This window comes from Pseudomonas cavernicola, assembly GCF_003596405.1.
Lineage (GTDB): Bacteria > Pseudomonadota > Gammaproteobacteria > Pseudomonadales > Pseudomonadaceae > Aquipseudomonas > Aquipseudomonas cavernicola.
In genome coordinates, this window is the sequence record NZ_QYUR01000002.1 from 2,693,839 (window position 1) to 2,711,395 (window position 17,557).

The 17,557-nt window shown below is 62.3% G+C and carries 16 protein-coding genes; 4 read left to right on the forward strand and 12 right to left on the reverse strand.

Translation table 11 applies throughout. From position 1 onward, the window contains the following. Positions 1-36 precede the first annotated feature (36 nt). From D3879_RS12850 to D3879_RS12860, 3 genes are read right to left on the reverse strand one after another with little or no spacing between them, the layout of a single operon-like run. The gene (locus tag D3879_RS12850) at positions 37-1,140 is read right to left on the reverse strand and encodes an extracellular solute-binding protein (RefSeq protein WP_119954608.1); all 1,104 of its coding nucleotides are present in this window, start codon (positions 1,138-1,140) and stop codon (positions 37-39) included. Between the two features lie 2 nt (positions 1,141-1,142). Further along, positions 1,143-2,051, reverse strand: coding sequence for an N-carbamoylputrescine amidase (gene aguB, locus D3879_RS12855; RefSeq protein WP_119954609.1), 909 nt, complete (start codon positions 2,049-2,051; stop codon positions 1,143-1,145). 4 nt (positions 2,052-2,055) lie between these two features. Continuing rightward, positions 2,056-3,108, reverse strand: a complete 1,053-nt coding sequence (locus D3879_RS12860; protein ID WP_119954966.1) for an agmatine deiminase family protein — start codon at positions 3,106-3,108, stop codon at positions 2,056-2,058. Between the two features lie 132 nt (positions 3,109-3,240). On the opposite strand from D3879_RS12860, the gene D3879_RS12865 reads away from it, so the two are divergent. Continuing rightward, positions 3,241-4,110, forward strand: coding sequence for a LysR substrate-binding domain-containing protein (locus D3879_RS12865; protein WP_119954610.1), 870 nt, complete (start codon positions 3,241-3,243; stop codon positions 4,108-4,110). Between the two features lie 54 nt (positions 4,111-4,164). Here D3879_RS12865 and fadD1 read toward each other — a convergent pair whose 3' ends face one another. Beyond that, positions 4,165-5,853: a long-chain-fatty-acid--CoA ligase FadD1 gene (fadD1, locus tag D3879_RS12870; protein WP_119954611.1), complete on the reverse strand. Its 1,689-nt coding sequence runs from the start codon at positions 5,851-5,853 to the stop codon at positions 4,165-4,167. 239 nt (positions 5,854-6,092) lie between these two features. Next, the gene (gene fadD2 / locus D3879_RS12875) at positions 6,093-7,781 is read right to left on the reverse strand and encodes a long-chain-fatty-acid--CoA ligase FadD2 (protein ID WP_119954612.1); all 1,689 of its coding nucleotides are present in this window, start codon (positions 7,779-7,781) and stop codon (positions 6,093-6,095) included. Between the two features lie 271 nt (positions 7,782-8,052). Between fadD2 and D3879_RS12880 the strand changes: the two genes are divergently transcribed. Both D3879_RS12880 and D3879_RS12885 read left to right on the forward strand, forming a co-directional pair. Then, positions 8,053-9,012 (forward strand): alpha/beta hydrolase, encoded by a 960-nt coding sequence (locus D3879_RS12880; protein WP_119954613.1) that lies wholly within the window; start codon positions 8,053-8,055, stop codon positions 9,010-9,012. After that, entirely contained in the window at positions 9,009-9,479 is a 471-nt protein-coding gene (locus D3879_RS12885) for a MaoC family dehydratase (protein WP_119954614.1), read from the forward strand. The genes D3879_RS12880 and D3879_RS12885 overlap by 4 nt, the downstream gene beginning before the upstream one ends. Positions 9,480-9,597: 118 nt before the next feature. Here D3879_RS12885 and D3879_RS12890 read toward each other — a convergent pair whose 3' ends face one another. From D3879_RS12890 to D3879_RS12910, 7 genes are all read right to left on the reverse strand, one after another. Then, positions 9,598-10,485, reverse strand: coding sequence for an efflux RND transporter periplasmic adaptor subunit (locus tag D3879_RS12890; protein ID WP_119954615.1), 888 nt, complete (start codon positions 10,483-10,485; stop codon positions 9,598-9,600). Positions 10,486-10,496: 11 nt separating this feature from the next. Further along, positions 10,497-10,703, reverse strand: coding sequence for a DUF1656 domain-containing protein (locus tag D3879_RS12895; RefSeq protein ID WP_119954616.1), 207 nt, complete (start codon positions 10,701-10,703; stop codon positions 10,497-10,499). Beyond that, the gene (locus D3879_RS12900) at positions 10,690-12,678 is read right to left on the reverse strand and encodes an FUSC family protein (protein WP_119954617.1); all 1,989 of its coding nucleotides are present in this window, start codon (positions 12,676-12,678) and stop codon (positions 10,690-10,692) included. Before D3879_RS12900 ends, D3879_RS12895 begins: the two co-directional genes overlap by 14 nt. A 247-nt stretch (positions 12,679-12,925) precedes the next feature. Next, entirely contained in the window at positions 12,926-13,042 is a 117-nt protein-coding gene (ccoM, locus tag D3879_RS27625) for a cytochrome c oxidase subunit CcoM (protein ID WP_338014875.1), read from the reverse strand. 261 nt (positions 13,043-13,303) lie between these two features. Continuing rightward, positions 13,304-13,465: a hypothetical protein gene (locus D3879_RS26680; RefSeq protein ID WP_171006456.1), complete on the reverse strand. Its 162-nt coding sequence runs from the start codon at positions 13,463-13,465 to the stop codon at positions 13,304-13,306. A gap of 2 nt (positions 13,466-13,467) precedes the next feature. Continuing rightward, a complete protein-coding gene (locus D3879_RS12905) occupies positions 13,468-14,064 on the reverse strand; it encodes an alpha-ketoglutarate-dependent dioxygenase AlkB family protein (RefSeq protein ID WP_119954618.1) in 597 nt (198 codons plus the stop codon). A 59-nt stretch (positions 14,065-14,123) separates the two neighbouring features. Then, entirely contained in the window at positions 14,124-14,423 is a 300-nt protein-coding gene (locus D3879_RS12910; protein ID WP_119954619.1) for an aspartate-semialdehyde dehydrogenase, read from the reverse strand. Between the two features lie 164 nt (positions 14,424-14,587). Between D3879_RS12910 and rapA the strand changes: the two genes are divergently transcribed. Then, positions 14,588-17,434 carry an RNA polymerase-associated protein RapA gene (rapA, locus tag D3879_RS12915; protein WP_119954620.1) on the forward strand — a complete coding sequence of 949 codons (2,847 nt, stop codon included), beginning with the start codon at positions 14,588-14,590 and terminating at the stop codon, positions 17,432-17,434. The last annotated feature ends 123 nt before the right edge of the window (positions 17,435-17,557 follow it).

The window sequence follows — 17,557 nt, forward strand, 5'->3', positions numbered from 1 at the left end:
CTCAAGCCGGCCGCCGGAAAGACGGCCGGCTTACCGTCACTTTGCGGAGGCTGTCTTGAACTTGGTCCAGGCACGTATGCGCGCGCGCATGTCGCGCTGCGGGATGTCCTTGCCTGGGATCAGCCGCGCATAGGTGGCCTCATCCACGTAGATGTCCGGGTTGTTGCGCATGTCGGCATCGACCATAGGGCGTGCCTTGGCACTGGAGGTCGGGTAGCCGGTGAAGTTGGAGATGGCCGCCATGTTCTCCGGGCGCATGACGAAGTTGATGAAGGCGTAGGCGTATTCCGGATGCTGGGCATCGGCCGGAATCGCCATGGTGTCCATCCACACCGTGGTGCCTTCACGCGGGATGCGGTACTGGAAGTCGGCTTTTTTGCCAGCAGCATCCGCAGCGCGTTGCGCCTGGGTGACATCGCCGCTGTAGCCGAGCGACAGGCACAGGTTGCCATTGACCAGGTCGGTCACCGGCTGTGACTGGAACTTGCGGATGTAGGGCTTGATCGCCACCAGCAGCTCGGTGGCGGCCTGCAGATCTTCCGCCTTGGCGCTACGCGGCTCGCGGCCGAGGTAGTTGAGCACCACGGCCAGCACCTCGTCCGGCGAGTCGATCATGGAGATGCCGCAATCGGCGAACTTGGCCGCCAGCTCCGGCTTGAACAGCAGGTCCAGGCTGTTCACCGGGGCATCCGGCAGCCGCTTGCCGATCATCTCGGCGTTGTGGGTAATGCCGATGGAGCCCCAGGTGTAGGGCACGGTGGCATGGCGCGAATAGGGAGAATGCGTGTGCAACTGCTGCAGCCCCGGCTCGATATCGGCCAGCGCGGTCAGCTTGGACTTATCCAGCCTCTGCAGGCTGCCGGCGCGCATCAGGCGCTCGGCCACGGTGTCGCCCGGAAAGATCAGGTCGTAACCGCTGTGCCCGGCCATCAACTTGGCCTCCAGCACTTCGCTGCTGTCCATGGTGTCGTAGATCACCTTGATCCCGGTTTCGGCGGTGAACTTGGTGAGGGTGTCCTCGGCAAAGTAGTCCGCCCAGTTGAACAGCTTCAGGGTCTTTTCCTCGGCCTGCGCGGACGGCAGGGCACAGCCGAGCGCCAGGCCCAGCGAACAGAGCAACAGCTTAGGGTTAGCTTTCATGGTCATGCTCCTTGGGTGTTCCAACGTGCATTGGGTTGGCGGCCATCGAGTCCCAGCAGCGGCCCGTACATTTCCGGCCGGCGATCACGGTAGATGCCCCAGGTCAGGCGTTCTTCGCGCATGGCGGCAAGATCCAGGCTCTGTACCAGTACGCCGGCGCTGTCGCGGTCGGCCTCGGCCAGCAGCTTGCCCTTGTGATTGCTGATAAAGGATGAGCCGTAGAAGCTCATCTGCAACGCCGGGTCGGTGCTCGCCACTTCGCGGCCGACACGGTTGGCGGCCACCACTGGGAGGATGTTGGCGGCGGCATGGCCGCGCATGGTCATCTGCCAGTGGTCGCGCGAATCCAGCGCCGCGGCGCCCGGTTCGGAGCCGATGGCAGTGGGAAACAGCAGCACTTCGGCGCCCATCAGCGCCAGGCAGCGGGCGGTTTCCGGAAACCACTGATCCCAGCAGATGCCTACTCCGAGGCGGCCATAGGCGGTGTCCCAGACGCGGAAGCCGGTATCGCCGGGGCTGAAGTATTCCTTCTCCTGGTAACCGATGGCGTTGGGGATGTGAGTCTTGCGGTACACCCCGAGCAGACGGCCATCGGCATCGGCCATGCTCAGCGAGTTGAAGTAGGCGTTGCCGGCCTTCTCGTACCAGCTCAGCGGCAGCACTACGCCCAACTCCTTGGCCAGCGCAGCGAAGCGTTTAAGCACGGCGCTCTGGGCGTATTCCTCGGCCAGCGCCAGGTGCTTGTGGTTCTGCTCGATGCAGAAGTACGGGGTGGCGAACAGCTCCTGCAACAGGATCACCTGGGCGCCCTTAGCCGCCGCCTCGCGTACCAGTTGCTCGGCCAGGTCAAGGTTCTGCTTCAGATCCCAGGTGCAGGGCATCTGGGTGGTGGCGATAGTCAGCATGCTCATGACCTCACCCCTTCAGCGGCCAGGCCGGCTGTTGCTGGGTGATGCAGTGCACGCCACCGCCGCCATGGGCCAGGTGATTGATCTGCACCGGTACTATCTCGCGGCCCGGGAAGGCCATGCGCAGCACCTCGGCGGCCACCTGGTCGGCGGCGATACCGTAGGCCGGCATGATGATGGCGCCGTTGGCGATGTAGAAGTTCGTGTAAGAGGCGCAGAACACTTCGGCCTCGGTGTCCACCGCCTCGCTGGCCTCGTACAGCTCCAGCAGCTCGAATCTGCGGCCACGGGCATCGGTGGCCAACTCCAGGGCGCGACGGTTCTCGCGCACCACTTCGGCATAGACCGAGGTCTGGTCATGGGTGGCATCCACCAGCAGCGCGCCGGGGCGGGCGAAGGCGCAGACGCCATCGACGTGGCCGTCGGTCATATCGCCGGTGACATGGTCGGGGTCGCCCGGCAGCCAGATGGTCTTCTTCACACCGAGCAGGCGGCTGAAGATTTCCTCCATCTCCGCCTTGTTCATACCCGGGTTGCGGTTGGGGTTGAGCAGCACCGACTCGGTGGTGATCAGGGTGCCGTCGCCATCCACGTGAATGGCGCCGCCTTCGTTGCTCAGCGGCGTGCCGAAGCACTCCAGGCCGAGGCCGTTGAGGATGCGCCGGGCCAGGCCCTCGTCCAGGTCGTGCTCCGACTTGCCACCCCAGGCATTGAAACGCCAGCTGACCCCGGCCAGGCCCAATTGCGGGTGGCAGACGAAGCTCGGGCCGGAGTCGCGGCACCAGCTGTCGTTGACCGCCAGCTCGATCAGTTCGATGTTGGCCCCGCACAATTCACGGGCACGGAACGTTGCAGAGCGATCGACCACCATCTTCACCGGCTCGAAGCGGGCGATGGCATTGGCCACGCGGGCGAAGTCGACCTGCACCTCGGCCAAGGTCACGCCCCAGCCGGACTCCCACAGTGGCTGATTGTGCGGCCAGACCATCCAGGTGGCGGCATGCGGAGCCCATTCGGCGGGCATGAACCAAGCGTTTTCTGCGACTGCGTTATGCTGCATACAAGTGCCTTCAGTTAAGTCATTGTTATCACTGAAAACCGCGAATGCGGTGATGGCATGCATGCTAAGCCTGTAAAAATGGCGCAACAAACGATAGATTTTGCCGACAAATGATTAGCGGAGCTTATCAATATGCTCAAACACTGGCCGCCCCTGAACGCCCTGCGCGGCTTCGAAGCCGCCGCCCGCCTGGGCAGCTTCCACAAGGCGGCAACGGAGCTGCACCTCACCCAGTCGGCCATCAGCCAGCAGATCCGCAGCCTCGAGGCCTACCTCGAACAACCGCTGTTCTATCGCAGCGGACGCAGCGTCAGCCTGACCGATGCCGGCTTCGATCTGCTCAGCACCACCCAGTCGCTGCTGCAGCAGTTGGCGGTGGGTATTCGCCGCCTGGAGCAGTACCACAAGCCCAATCAGCTGGTGCTCAACACCACCCCGGCCTTCGCCCGCCACTGGCTGCTGCCGCGCCTGGGGGATTTCCGCCGCCAGCATCCGGAGGTCGATCTGTGGCTGTTCAGCACCGACGAAGCCCCGGACATGGCCAGTCAGACCATCGACCTGGCCGTGCGGGATGACCTCAGCGCGCAGGCCGAATGCAGCTTCAAGGTGCTGCACGCCGACCGCCTCTACCCGGCCTGCCATCCCAGCCTGCTGGCAGTACCCGACGAGCAGCGCACCACCCTGCACGGCGAGCGGGAAATGGACTGGAGTCACTGGGCGGTGGAAGCCGGCATCGATGTCGGCCAGCACAGCCACGGGCTGAACTTCTCCGACCCCGGCCTGCTGCTGGATGCCGTCTGCGCCGGACTCGGCATCGGCCTGGTCAGCCAGTTGCTGAGCCAGCAGGCGCGCGCCGGCGGCCTGTTGCAGCCGCTGAATGAGCGCAGCATCCGCGGCCCGAACTGGGCCTGGCTGATTCACCGGGACAGCGAAAACAGCCCGCTGACCCGCAGTTTCTGCGACTGGCTACAGGCCCGTCTGGAGGAAAAAACCACCGCATGAAAAACGCCACCCGGAGGTGGCGTTTTTGTCGTCAGCGCAGAGGCGGATTCGAGCTTATTTCTTGCCCATTTTCTTCAGCTCTTCGTCACGCAGTTCGCGACGCAGTATCTTACCGACGTTGGTGGTTGGCAGCGCCTCGCGGAACTCTACGGCCCTGGGCACCTTGTAGCCGGTGACGTTGGCGCGCATGTGCTCCATCACCTGCTCCTTGGTCAGCGTAGCGCCGGGCTTGGAGACCACGAAGAGCTTGATCGCTTCGCCGGATTTCTCGTCCGGCACGCCGATAGCCGCGCACTGCAGCACGCCCGGCAGGGTCGCCAGCACGTCTTCCAGCTCGTTCGGGTAGACGTTGAAGCCGGACACCAGAATCATGTCCTTCTTGCGGTCGACGATGCGCATGTAGCCGTCGTCCTGAATCACGGCGATGTCGCCGGTCTTCAGCCAGCCAGCGGCGTCGAGGATCTCGTCGGTGGCGTCCTGGCGCTGCCAGTAGCCCTTCATCACCTGCGGGCCCTTGACGCACAATTCGCCACGCTCGCCCATGGACAAGTCGTTGCCGGTATCGTCGATGACCTTGCACTGGGTCGACGGCACCGGAATGCCGATAGTGCCGATCTGGATGTTCTGCAGCGGGTTCACCGACACCACCGGGCTGGTCTCGGTCATGCCGTAACCTTCACAGATGGCGCAGCCGGTGACTTCCTTCCAGCGCTCGGCGGTGGCCAGTTGCAGCGCCATGCCGCCGGAGAGGGTGGCCTTCAGCGCGGAGAAGTCCAGCTTGCGAAACTCCTCGTTGTTGCACAGGGCGACGAACAGGGTGTTCAAGCCGACGAAGCCGCTGAACTTCCACCGCGACAGCTCCTTGATCATGGCCGGCAGGTCGCGCGGGTTGGTGATCAAGATATTGTGGCTGCCGATCAGCATCATCGCCATGCAATGGAAGGTGAAGGCATAGATATGGTAGAGCGGCAGCGGGGTGACCAGGATCTCGCAACCGTCATTCAGGTTGGCGCCCATCAGCGCCTTGGATTGCAGCATGTTGGCCACCAGGTTGCGGTGAGTCAGCATGGCGCCCTTGGCCACCCCGGTGGTGCCTCCGGTGTATTGCAGCACGGCGATCTCGCCGCTGCTCGGGTTGGCTTCCTTGACCGGCTGGCCGCGGCCCTTGGCCAAGACCTGATTGAATTTGACGGCGCTCGGCAGATTGAACGCCGGCACCATCTTCTTCACGTACTTGACCACGCTATTGACCAGCAGGCGCTTGAGCGGCGGCAGCAGGTCGCCCACTTCGGTGATGATGACGCGCTTGATCCCGGTTTTCGGCAGCACGGCTTCGGCCAGGTGAGCCATGTTCGCCAGGCACACCAGCGCCTTGGCGCCGGAGTCATTGAATTGGTGTTCCATCTCCCGCGCGGTGTACAGCGGGTTGGTGTTGACCACGATCAGCCCGGCGCGCATGGCGCCGAATACGGCAATCGGGTATTGCAACAGGTTCGGCAACTGCACGGCGATACGGTCGCCCGGTTGCAGGTCGGTGTGTTGCTGCAGGTAGGCCGCAAAGGCTCCGGACAGTTCATACAACTCACCATAGGTGAGCGACTTGCCCATGTTGCTGAAGGCCAGCTTGTTGGCGAAGCGTTCGCAAGACTGTTTCAGTACCGCCTGAATATTCGGGTACTGATCGGGATTGATTTCGGCAGCAACCCCAACAGGGTACTTATCCTTCCAGAAGTTTTCGGTCATGGAAGCCCACTCCTAAGCAACAGCTAATCTTCACCGCGCAATGGCGGTTGTTTATTGTGTTTTATCCGCTTTTTGCCGGCTGGCAGGCCAAAAAGCGGGCCGAGAGTAGCAGCTTTGCCAGAGAGCGCCTAGCACCAAACACGGCCTTACCAGTCAAAAAAATGACCGAAAGATAGGCTTCCGGTCATTTATTAAACAAACCCTCTCGCAAGCCGATGGACGGCCATACGTCGCCGTTTTCAAGCGATATCGCGCAGCTCGCGACGAAGGATTTTGCCTACCGGCGTCATCGGCAGAGCGTCCTTGAAGACGATGTGCTTGGGCACTTTGTAGCCGGTGAAGTTTTCCTTGCAGTAAGCCTTCAGCTCTTCCACGGTCAGCCCCGCCTCGCGCGCCACCACGAACAACTTGACCGCCTCGCCGGACTTCTCGTCCGCCACGCCGATCGCCGCGCAGCTCGCCACCTTGGGGTGGGCCATGACCACATCTTCGATCTCGTTCGGGTAGACATTGAAGCCGGAGACGATGATCAGGTCTTTCTTGCGGTCGACAATACGCACGAAGCCGTCCGGGTCGATCACCGCGATGTCGCCGGTCTTCAGCCAGCCCTCGGCATCCAGCACTTCGGCGGTGGCGTCCGGGCGCTGCCAGTAGCCTTTCATCACCTGCGGACCTTTGACGCACAGCTCGCCGCGCTCGCCGATGGCGAGTTCCAGACCGTCATCGTCGATCACCTTGAACGCGGTGCCCGGCACCGGCATACCGACCGTGCCCAGCCGGGCCTTATCGCCATAGGGGTTGGTACTGGCCACCGGTGAGGTCTCGGTCAAGCCATAACCTTCCACCACCGAGCAACCGGTGATGGCCTGCCAGCGCTCGGCAGTAGCTTTGACCAACGCGGTACCGCCGGAGTTGGTGACTTTGAGGTTGGAAAAGTCCAGGTTCTTGAACTCTGGATGCTCCATCAAAGCGACGAACAGCGTGTTGAGGCCGAGCAGCGCAGAGAAGCGCCACTTCTGCAGCACTTTAATAAAGCCGGCAATGTCCCGCGGGTTACTGATCAGCACGTTGTGATTGCCGTTGACCATCATGCACATGCAATTCGCGGTGAAGGCATAGATGTGATAGAGCGGCAGCGGCGCGATCATCACTTCCTGCCCTTCTTTCATCAGCGGCCGACCATCCGCGCCGTGCTGCGACAGGCAAGCATCAACCTGCTGCATATTGGCGACCAGATTGCCGTGGGTCAGCATCGCGCCTTTGGCTACGCCGGTGGTGCCACCGGTGTATTGCAGCACCGCGATGTCGTCCAACGTCACTTTGATCGGCTTCAGCGGTTGACCCTGGCCCTGCTTCAGCGCGTCCTTGAACGCCACTGCCTGCGGTAACTGGTAATCCGGCACCAGTTTCTTGACCTTTTTCACCACGGTGTTGACCAGCCAGCCTTTCAGTGCCGGCTGCAGGTCGCCCATCTTGGCTTCGATCAAAAATTCGATTTCGGTGTCCGCCAGCACCTCTTGCACCAGCTTGCCGAACATATTCAGGTACACCAGCGCACGCACCCCGGCGTCCTTGAACTGGTGACGCATCTCGCGGGCGGTGTACAGCGGGTTGGTGTTGACCACGATCAGCCCGGCGCGCATCGCGCCAAATACGGCAATCGGGTATTGCAGAATATTTGGCATTTGCACGGCGATGCGGTCGCCGGGCTTGAGATCCGTCTGTTTTTGCAGATAACCGGCGAAGGCGCCGGACAGACGATCCAACTCGGCGTAGGTCAGCGTCACGCCCATATTGCTGAACGCTGGGCGGTCGGCGAATTTCTTGCACGAGCGCTCGAATACCTCGATCACCGACTTATAGGCACCAAAGTCGATCTCATTGGGTACGCCGGCCGGGCGTTTGTCGCTCCAGAAATCAGGTTGCATTGTTCTTATCCCCATTACCTGAAAATGTCTGGCCCGCGCGGACGGGGCTGACGGGAACTTAGCAGTTCTGGGCGTTAGCGCAAATACTTAGGGGAGCGTCATTGACCGCGTGAATCTTGGTTCAAGCGGCGTAGCCAGACTAAGAGCCCGTTCACGATCTCGCGACCTAAGGTCAACAGCAGATAATGAACCGACTCTAACGCTGGACAAACTGGGACAACGCCCGGTGCTGGCTCTACAATGCCAAACCCTCCGGGCATAAGGATCCGCCATGCTTCACGATGACTTTTGGCTAACCGCCAGCGATGCCGCGCCGCTGTACGTCAATCGCTGGTTCGCCGAACAACCACCAAAAGCGGTGGTGATGGTCGCCCACGGCATGGCCGAACACAGCGGTCGTTATGCACGCTTGGGCGAAGCCTTGGTGCACGCCGGCTATGAGCTGTACGCGCACGATCAACGCGGCCACGGCAAGACGGCCCAACGCGGCGTGCTGGGGATGTATGCCGAACAGATGGGTTGGCAACGGGTGGTCAGTGACCTGGCCAACCTCAACCACCACATCCGCCAGCAGCACCCGCACGTGCCGATCTTTTTACTCGGCCACAGCATGGGCAGCTATATCGGCCAGGCTTACTTGATGCAGCACAGTTGCAGCTTGCAGGGGGCGATCCTGTCCGGCTCGAACTACCAACCGGTTGGGCTGTACCGCGCGGCCTCCGTCATTGCCCGTTTAGAGCGCTGGCGCCAAGGCGCGACGGGGCGCAGCGCGCTGCTTGAGTTTCTCTCCTTCGGTTCGTTCAACAAGCCCTTCAAGCCCAACCGCACCAATTTCGACTGGCTGAGCCGCGACCCGGCCGAGGTCGACAAGTACGTCAACGACCCGCTGTGCGGCTTTCGCTGTACCAATCAACTGTGGCTGGACCTGCTCGGCGGCTTGCAGCAGATCACCCCGGTGAAGCGTCTGGCACAGATCGACGCCGACCTGCCACTACTGGTGATCGGCGGTGCGCGTGACCCGGTCAGCGAGGGTAAACGTCTGGAAGACTTGGCCAATGCCTTGGGCCAGGCGGGCCATCAGAATGTGCGACTGAAAATTTACCCGGAGGCCCGCCATGAGCTGCTCAATGAGAGCAACCGTGACGAGGTGACCGCCGACCTTATCGACTGGCTAAACGAGGCTCTGACCCATAGCCGACGCCGCCAACCACAAGCCAAGGAGACCGTATGACACAGGTCACGAACTTCCCCTATGACGCCCTCGAAGTGGGCCAGCAAGCCAGCTTCAGCAAGACCGTCGAGGAGCGCGACATCCAACTGTTCGCCGCCATGTCGGGGGACCGCAACCCGGTCCACCTGGATGCCGAATTCGCCGCCGGTACCCTGTTCAAAGAGCGCATCGCCCACGGCATGCTCAGTGGCGCCCTGATCAGCGCCGCCATCGCCTGCGAACTGCCTGGCCCAGGCAGCATCTACCTCGGGCAAAACCTGCGCTTCACCCGCCCGGTAAAACTCGGCGATACCCTGCGGGTCGAGCTGGAAGTGCTGGAAAAGTTGCCGAAGAATCGCGTCAAGCTGGCCACACGGGTGTTCAACCAGAACGCAGAACAAGTGGTCGATGGCGAAGCTGAAGTCTTGGCCCCACGCACCCAACAGACGGTTGAACTGCCGGAGCTGCCGCCGATCACCATCGGCTGATATTGCTGTTGAGCTTTTTAAACATGAACGCCCTCGCCCTTTGGGGCGGGCGGCGGCAATAGCGAAACATGCCCCGCCCGTCCCTGCGGGGCACCTCCTCCCGGTGGATGAAGGGAGTTTATTTCCCCTGCGACTCTGCCCCGCCCTGCCCGCCTTCACTGACCTGCACACTCGCGGTCATCCCTGCACTCAATTGCATGCCCTCGGGCAGTTGATCGAGCTTGATCCGCACCGGAATCCGCTGCGCCAGGCGCACCCAGTTAAAAGTCGGCTCAACATTCGCCAACAACTGCGTATCCGGGCTGGCGTTGCGGTCGGTGATGCCGCGACTGATGCTTTCCACGCTGCCGCTCAAGGCTTCACCCGCGCCCATTAGCCAAACCTTGACCGGCGCCCCGACCTGGATGCGTGACAGTTTGGTTTCCTCAAAGTAGGCCTGTAGATAAAACGACTTGTCATCGACCAAGGCCATCACCGGCTGCCCGGCCGTGACGTAGTTGCCTTGCGCCAGGCGCAGGTTGGTGATCTGCCCGGCACGCGACGCGCGCAGCTCACTGCGGGCAAGGTTAAGCTCGGCAACCTTCACATCGGCCTGCGCTTCACGGTAGGCACCGCGGGCGATATCCGCGGTGATCTGCGCGTTCTCCTTCAGCTCGGCGCTGATCGCCTGCGGCCCGAGATGAGCGCGACGCGAAGCCTCGTGCTCACGCAGGCGCAGTTGTTGCTTGCGAGTTTGCGCGATTGCTCGGGCCTTCTCCAAGGCGACCTGAAAACGCTCGCGATCGAGACTCAGAAGCAGATCACCGACCTTGACCTGCTGGTTGTCATGCACCCTCAAGTCCACCACCCAGCCCGACACGTCGGGAGCGATCACCACTACATCGGCACGGATCCGTGCGTCGCGCGTCCAGGGCGACAACATGTAGTACTGCCAGAGGCCGTAACCGGCCACCAGTGCCGCAGCGACCAGGCAGAGGGTAATGACAACACGTAAAGCGAAACGCATATTTCTCTCCTTCACCAGTGGCCCAGCACAGCGGTAAGCGCCGCCAGGACACAGACATACAAGGCACAATCGAACAAGGCTTCGTGCCAGATCCAGCGCGCCAGCCCGACCCGTTGCAAACCGAAGCGCAACAGTCCGGTGAGCAGCAGCGCCAGCAGTGCATAAATCAGAAACGGGCTGAGCAAGACTCCGCCCAAAGACCACTCACGCAAGCCCATGGCTCGCCTCCTGTTGTTCACACCAATCCCGCCAGCTGTACTGCAGCTGCAACAGCGCCGCCCGGGCCAGACGCCGGTCGATGCTCGAGCCGGCGTCACGCAAGGCCGTCAGCAGGTCGGCCACCGGCGCATCCAACGCCGCAGCCCACTGAGGCTGCGGCCCTTGCAGCAGGATGGGTTCCAGCCGGCGCAAAAATCGCTCCTCTGCCCCTCCCAAGGGTGAGTCAGCCGCCGCCAGGCAGCGGCGTAAGTGCAGTAGCTCGTCGCCCAGATCGAGGCTGGCGAGACCATCATCCCAACGGTTGCGCGCTTGTGCCGGCAGCAGCGGGTAGTGCCTTGCTAGCTGCAACAAGCGATCGGCCATACGGCCACCAAACCAGTTCTCGGCACCGAGCAGGGCGCGACGAGTCAGGCGGCCAAGGTCGGCGAGCGTGGCCTCGAGCAGACGTCGAGCATGCCAGACCGGGTTGCGCAGGACGATCAGACGGAACGCCAGCACGGCAAAACCAACGCCGATCAATATCGCAATCGCCTGGTTAAGAAAGGAGGCAACGTCATAGCGCATGGCATTCTGCGGCGCGCACAGGACGATGAAGTGCAGGCAGAACGAGGTGGCCGTCGCCCCCAGCGCCGGCTTAGCCATACCCAGCGCGGCGAAGAACAGCGGCACGCCGAGGGCCAGGCAAAGCGTGGGGAAACCACTCAGCTGCGGCAACAGCAGTTGACCAACGAAGAACGCCACCGGCAGCGCGTAGAGAATCCCACGCAGAAAGCTGAAACCGATCTGCTCGGCATTCTCACGACTAGCGAACAGGCAGCAGACTACACACGTCAGGGTTAGCGCGCCGACGGCGGCAGTCCAGCCGGTGGCCAGCCAAAAACTTGCCAGGGCGAGAAACGCCAGGGCGCTGCGCAATCCGTAAATTGCCGCCGTCTGTACATCGCGGTGCCAGGACATTGCCGGTGGCGCATCGACCGGCGCCTCGCCCTTTTCCACCGCCGTGAGCGCATCGGCAGCCGACTGGGCCTGACGCAGCAGCACGGCCATGCGGGCCAAGCAGTATTGCTGCACCGCGGGCAAATCTTCAGCTTCGGATGCGCTGAGCAAACGCTCACGCAGGGCCTCCAGCACCTCCTGCCGAGGCTCGACCAGAGCCTGCTGCACTTCGTCCAGCCACGGCACCAACTGGTGCGCTTCGCTTTCCGTCAACTGCCGCCATTGCCGTGCCACGCCACGCGCCAGCCGCAACAGGCTGAGCAGGTCACGGCTCAATACGCGCAGGGCTATCGCCCGCTGGCGACCGCGATTGCCCTCGAACCAGGCATGCTCGCGCTGGGCATCCACCGCAACGATACGTCCGAGCACGCCGAGCAGGCCTTGACGCTCCTTCCGCTCACCCGTCAGCGCCGCGCTCGCCGCTTGAATACCGGCCAGCCAGGCATCCCGCGCCTGCTTCGCCAGGCGCAACTCGACACGCTGCGGCCAGAGCAGCGCGTTGACTACCGTGGCACAGATGATACCGAGGGAAATCTCGGTACAGCGGGATACGGCCTGGTCAAACACCGTCAACGGATGGCCGATCGCAGGCAGGCCAATGATCGCCACGGTGTAACCGGCCAACACGAATGAATAAGACCAGGCGCTGCGCAACAGGGTCGAAGCCGCCGTACACAGCCCCAGCCAGCCCGCCAACGCCAGCAGGAACAGCCAGGGCGTCTGGGCGAACAGCGCCATGATCAGCACCGCCATGGCAGTGCCAATCAGCGTCCCGAGCAGCCGGGCCAGACCTTTCTGCACCACCATGCCAGAGAGCGGCTGCGCGACGATAACAGCCGTCATCAGCGCCCACTGCGGCTGCTCCAAGCCAAAACGAATCGCGCACCAGAGCGCCAGGCCAGCGCCCAGCAGGGTCTTGATAGCGAACTGGACTGCCTGAGTATCGGGCGCACACAACGCCTGCAGAGTGTCACGCACGGGCGAAACCTGTGGGGAGTTCGAATGAAAGATAGTCGCCAGTGCTTGAGATAACACAGACGCAAGCTAATTATTAGTCAGCTAACTATATGTCGTCTAGTGGATTTGCCCAGATGCAGCACTTACCCCCAGCAACCACAACGCCGAGCGGCGCACCTGAGGCACACGGCCCAAGCCAGTCAGTAGAAATAAAAAAATGGGCGACCGAAGTCGCCCAAAAGCCTTGCGTGCATGAGGTCTGGAACGACTAGCGCGATTTGCGCTTGTGCGAGTCTTTCCAGATGAAATAAGAAAAACCACCGATGAAGGCGAGCATCAGGCCGACGGTGCCGATACCTGCGAGTACCACTACATCAACAAACATGACGGCCTCCTGCGCTGTAACCCCTGAGAGGAATAGCTGCAGGGTACGCAGATACGCGGGCGGGAAAATTGATCGAGATCAATACTGCCCAGGGCTGGGCAGTGGCACTGAGGAAAAACTGATCTGGATCAACAGATCAGCCTTTCGCACATACAGAACGTAGCAGTAGGGCGAGTCGAACCCGCGCGGTAATTCCACAGAGGCTAGCCACGCGGGTTTCACCCGCCCTACTAGGCTGCGAGCTGCGAGCTGTGAGCCGGATCAGCGCTTTTTCGGTTTGCCCTTAGGCTTTTTCTTCGCCTTGGATAACGGCAGCGCCTGTTCGAAAGCCTGGCGCACTTCGTTCAGGCGCTTTTCGTTGAGATCATGGATGCGCTTGTCGCGCTCGGCGCTGAAGTCGATCAGCTTGTCATCGTGGCTCATATCTACGACCGGATCAGGCGGAAAGTCAGATTCAGGCGCGGCGCACAGGCTTTGCGCGTCTTCGCGACTTGATGCTGCCAATAATGCTGTGTCGCGCCGGCCATGACCAGCAGAGATCCATGGCCCAGCTCCAGCGAGTGTTCGATGCGCGTCTGGCCGTTGCGACGCAGATCGAAACGCCGCGTGCCGCCGAGGTTAAGCGAGGCAATCAACGGGTTTGCCCCTAACTCCGGCTCGTCATCGCTATGCCAGCCCATGGAGTCCTGGCCATCCCGGTAATAGTTGAGTAGCACGCCATTCAGGCGCTGGCCGACAGCGGCCTGCACCTGTAAGCGGATTTCCGCCAGCAACGGCGTCCAGGGCAGCGGTTGATGAATCAGGCCGGAATAGCGGTAGCCCGCCTCGGCATCGCCATACCAGGCGAGCAGACGCGGCACCGGATGATAGCGGCCATGCAAGAACACCTGCGGCTGCCGCCATGGGGTTTCGGCCAGTAACCCAGCGAGCCAGCGATCTGCCGTGGCTACATCCAGCCAATCCGGTATGAAGCGCAGCTCGGCATTGGGCAAAACGACGGGAGTATCGGCAAACAAATCCACACAGACTCACTCACACTGCCGCGATAACAATGCAGCGACACCGACCGAGTGTGCGCCGCCTAGACCTCGATATCCACCCACAGGCCCTGGCGGGGCAACTCTTCGAACAGCGCTTGATCCTCGGCCGCCACTTCGCCTTCGGCCAATTCTTCGGCAGTGTAACCACGCCGCTGGCGACGCCGACGCTGTTCCTCTCGCTGCGAGGCTTCAGCCTCCTGCGGATGGCGTTTATCCAGGGCGACCGCGCTTTCATTGGCGCTGCCTTGCAGCGGCGTCACCGGGGGAATGTCTGGCCGCGGCTTGACCGGATCTTGCTGCGCGGTCACCGGCATCATGCTGTGGGGAATGGGTGGCAACATATTTCCAGCCCTCCTTTGGTCAGACTGTCGGCCGTTCGGACGCCGACTTGAGGTTGCGCTCGCTACACTTTTGACTCAAGTCTCGCCGGCAAGTGCTATAGCGCCTTTGGCCTGGGCGCAGCGTTCCGTTACCATAGCCGGCTTTTTCATCGCGGGAGACAGGCATGGCGCAGCAGTATGAACCGGGGCAACGCTGGATTAGTGACAGCGAAGCGGAGTTGGGCTTGGGAACCATCCTGGTACAGGACGGCCGCATGCTCACCGTGCTCTACCCGGCCACTGGCGAGACCCGCCAATATGCGACGCGCAATGCTCCGCTGACCCGTGTGCGCTTCTCCCCGGGCGATGAGATCACCCACTTCGAAGGCTGGAAGCTGACGGTTCAGGAAGTCGATGACATCGACGGCCTGCTGGTCTATCACGGCCTCAACGGACAGCACACAACCGTCAGCCTGCCGGAAACCCAGCTGTCCAACTTTATTCAATTCCGTCTGGCCAGCGACCGCCTGTTCGCCGGCCAGATCGACCCGCTGCCCTGGTTCGCCCTGCGCTACCACACCCTCGAACACACCAGTCGCCAGTTGCAATCATCGCTCTGGGGCCTGGGTGGCGTGCGTGCCCAACCGATTGCGCATCAGTTGCATATCGCTCGCGAAGTGGCCGACCGCATCGCCCCGCGGGTATTGCTGGCTGACGAAGTCGGCCTGGGCAAAACCATCGAAGCCGGTTTCGTTATCCACCGCCAATTGCTCTCCGGACGTGCCAGCCGGGTGTTGATCCTGGTGCCGGAAAACCTCCAGCACCAGTGGCTGGTGGAGATGCGCCGGCGTTTCAACCTGGAAGTCGCCCTGTTCGACGCCGAACGGTTCATCGAAAGCGATGCCGACAACCCCTTCGAAGATTGCCAGTTGGCCCTGGTGGCCCTGGAATGGCTGTGCGAAGACGAGCGCGCGCAAGACGCACTGTTCGCCGCCGGCTGGGACCTGTTGGTAGTCGACGAAGCGCACCACCTGGTCTGGCACCCTGACCAAGCCAGCCCGCAATACGCACTGGTCGAGCAACTGGCCGAAGTCATCCCTGGTGTGCTGCTGCTCACCGCTACACCTGAACAACTCGGTCAAGACAGCCACTTCGCCCGCCTGCGTCTGCTCGACCCGAACCGCTTCCACAACCTCGACGCCTTCCGTGCCGAAAGCGCCAACTACCGGCCGGTCGCCGAAGCGGTGCAGGAATTGCTCGATAAGGGACGCCTCTCACCTGAGGCGCACCAGACCATTCACAACTTCCTCGGCGCCGAAGGCGAGACGTTGCTCGCCGCCGTCAACGCTGGCGACAGCGAAGCTTCGCCCCGCCTGGTTCGCGAACTGCTCGATCGCCACGGCACCGGCCGCCTGTTGTTCCGCAATACGCGCGCCGCCGTACAAGGCTTCCCCGAGCGCGAGCTGCACCCCTACCCGCTGGAAAACCCGGACCAGTACTTGGAACTACCGCTCGGTGAGCACGCCGACCTCTATCCGGAAGTCAGCTATCAGGCGCAGCCGGAGACCAGCGAGGAAGAGCGCTGGTGGCGCTTCGACCCGCGCGTCGACTGGCTGATCGACACCCTGAAGATGCTCAAACGGGTCAAAGTGCTGGTGATCTGCGCCCACGCGGAAACCGCAATGGATCTGGAAGACGCCCTGCGCGTGCGCTCCGGCATTCCAGCCACGGTGTTCCATGAAGGCATGAACATCCTTGAACGCGACCGCGCCGCTGCCTACTTCGCCGACGAGGAGTTCGGAGCCCAAGTGCTGATCTGCTCCGAAATCGGCAGTGAGGGTCGCAACTTCCAGTTCTCCCACCATCTGGTGTTGTTCGACCTGCCATCGCACCCGGACCTGCTCGAACAGCGCATCGGCCGTCTCGACCGGATCGGCCAGAAACACACCATTCAGTTGCACGTGCCCTATCTGGAAAGCAGTCCGCAAGAGCGCCTGTTCCAGTGGTACCACCAGGCGCTGAACGCGTTCCAGGCGACCTGCCCGACCGGCAACGCCCTGCAGCACCAGTTCGGCCCACGCCTGCTGCCGCTGCTGGAAAGTGGCGATGACGACGAGTGGCAAGCCCTGGTCGATGAAGCCAAAGCCGAGCGCGAACGCCTTGAAGGCGAGCTGCACGCTGGGCGTGACCGTCTGCTCGAACTCAATTCCGGCGGCGCCGGTGAAGGCGAAACGCTGGTCGAAGCGATTCACGAGCAAGACGACGAATTTGCCCTGCCGATCTATATGGAAGAGTTGTTCGAGGCCTTCGGCATCGACAGCGAAGACCATTCGGAAAACGCCCTGATACTGCGCCCCAGCGAGAAAATGCTCGACGCCAGCTTCCCGCTTGGCGACGACGAAGGCGTGACCATCACCTACGACCGTAATCAGGCGCTATCGCGCGAGGACATGCAGTTCCTCACCTGGGAACACCCGATGGTGCAAGGCGGCATGGATCTGGTGCGCTCCGGTTCGATGGGTAACACCGCAGTGGCGCTGATCAAGAACAAGGCGCTGAAACCCGGCACCGTGCTGCTCGAACTGCTCTACGTCAGCGAAGTGGTCGCCCCGCGCGCCCTGCAACTGGGGCGCTACCTGCCGCCAGCGGCGCTCCGCTGCCTGCTGGACAGCAGCGGCAACGACCTGGCGAGCAAGGTGTCGTTTGAAAAGCTCAACGAGCAACTGGAGACTGTGCCCCGCGCCAGCGCCAACAAGTTCGTGCAGGCGCAGCGCGATTCGCTGAACCCGCAAATCAATGCCGCTGAAGCGAAGATCAGCCCACGGCATGCCGAACGTGTCGCCGAAGCCAAGCGTCGTCTGGCTGCGGATACTGAGGAAGAGTTGGCCCGCTTGACCGCGCTGCAAGCCGTCAACCCGAGCGTGCGTGACAGCGAGCTGGAAACCCTGCGCAAGCAGCGCGAGCAAGGCCTGGCCATGCTCGACAAAGCCGCCCTGCGCCTGGAGGCCATTCGCGTGTTGGTGGCGGGCTAAACGCGTTTTTGCAGGGCGCACGTTAACGGTAGGGTGGGTTAGCCGCAGGCGTAACCCACCGCCCAGCCGGTAAACGGCGAGGCCTGGCCCCCTTGGCGGGTTACGCCGCTACGCGGCTAACCC

Coding starts and splice junctions, on each gene's coding strand:
- D3879_RS12850 (WP_119954608.1), bottom strand. CDS start 1,140: ATGAAAGCTAACCCTAAGCTGTTGCTCTGTTCGCTGGGCCTGGCGCTC.
- aguB (WP_119954609.1), bottom strand. CDS start 2,051: ATGAGCATGCTGACTATCGCCACCACCCAGATGCCCTGCACCTGGGAT.
- D3879_RS12860 (WP_119954966.1), bottom strand. CDS start 3,108: ATGCAGCATAACGCAGTCGCAGAAAACGCTTGGTTCATGCCCGCCGAA.
- D3879_RS12865 (WP_119954610.1), top strand. CDS start 3,241: ATGCTCAAACACTGGCCGCCCCTGAACGCCCTGCGCGGCTTCGAAGCC.
- fadD1 (WP_119954611.1), bottom strand. CDS start 5,853: ATGACCGAAAACTTCTGGAAGGATAAGTACCCTGTTGGGGTTGCTGCC.
- fadD2 (WP_119954612.1), bottom strand. CDS start 7,781: ATGCAACCTGATTTCTGGAGCGACAAACGCCCGGCCGGCGTACCCAAT.
- D3879_RS12880 (WP_119954613.1), top strand. CDS start 8,053: ATGCTTCACGATGACTTTTGGCTAACCGCCAGCGATGCCGCGCCGCTG.
- D3879_RS12885 (WP_119954614.1), top strand. CDS start 9,009: ATGACACAGGTCACGAACTTCCCCTATGACGCCCTCGAAGTGGGCCAG.
- D3879_RS12890 (WP_119954615.1), bottom strand. CDS start 10,485: ATGCGTTTCGCTTTACGTGTTGTCATTACCCTCTGCCTGGTCGCTGCG.
- D3879_RS12895 (WP_119954616.1), bottom strand. CDS start 10,703: ATGGGCTTGCGTGAGTGGTCTTTGGGCGGAGTCTTGCTCAGCCCGTTT.
- ccoM (WP_338014875.1), bottom strand. CDS start 13,042: ATGTTTGTTGATGTAGTGGTACTCGCAGGTATCGGCACCGTCGGCCTG.
- D3879_RS26680 (WP_171006456.1), bottom strand. CDS start 13,465: ATGAGCCACGATGACAAGCTGATCGACTTCAGCGCCGAGCGCGACAAG.
- D3879_RS12910 (WP_119954619.1), bottom strand. CDS start 14,423: ATGTTGCCACCCATTCCCCACAGCATGATGCCGGTGACCGCGCAGCAA.
- rapA (WP_119954620.1), top strand. CDS start 14,588: ATGGCGCAGCAGTATGAACCGGGGCAACGCTGGATTAGTGACAGCGAA.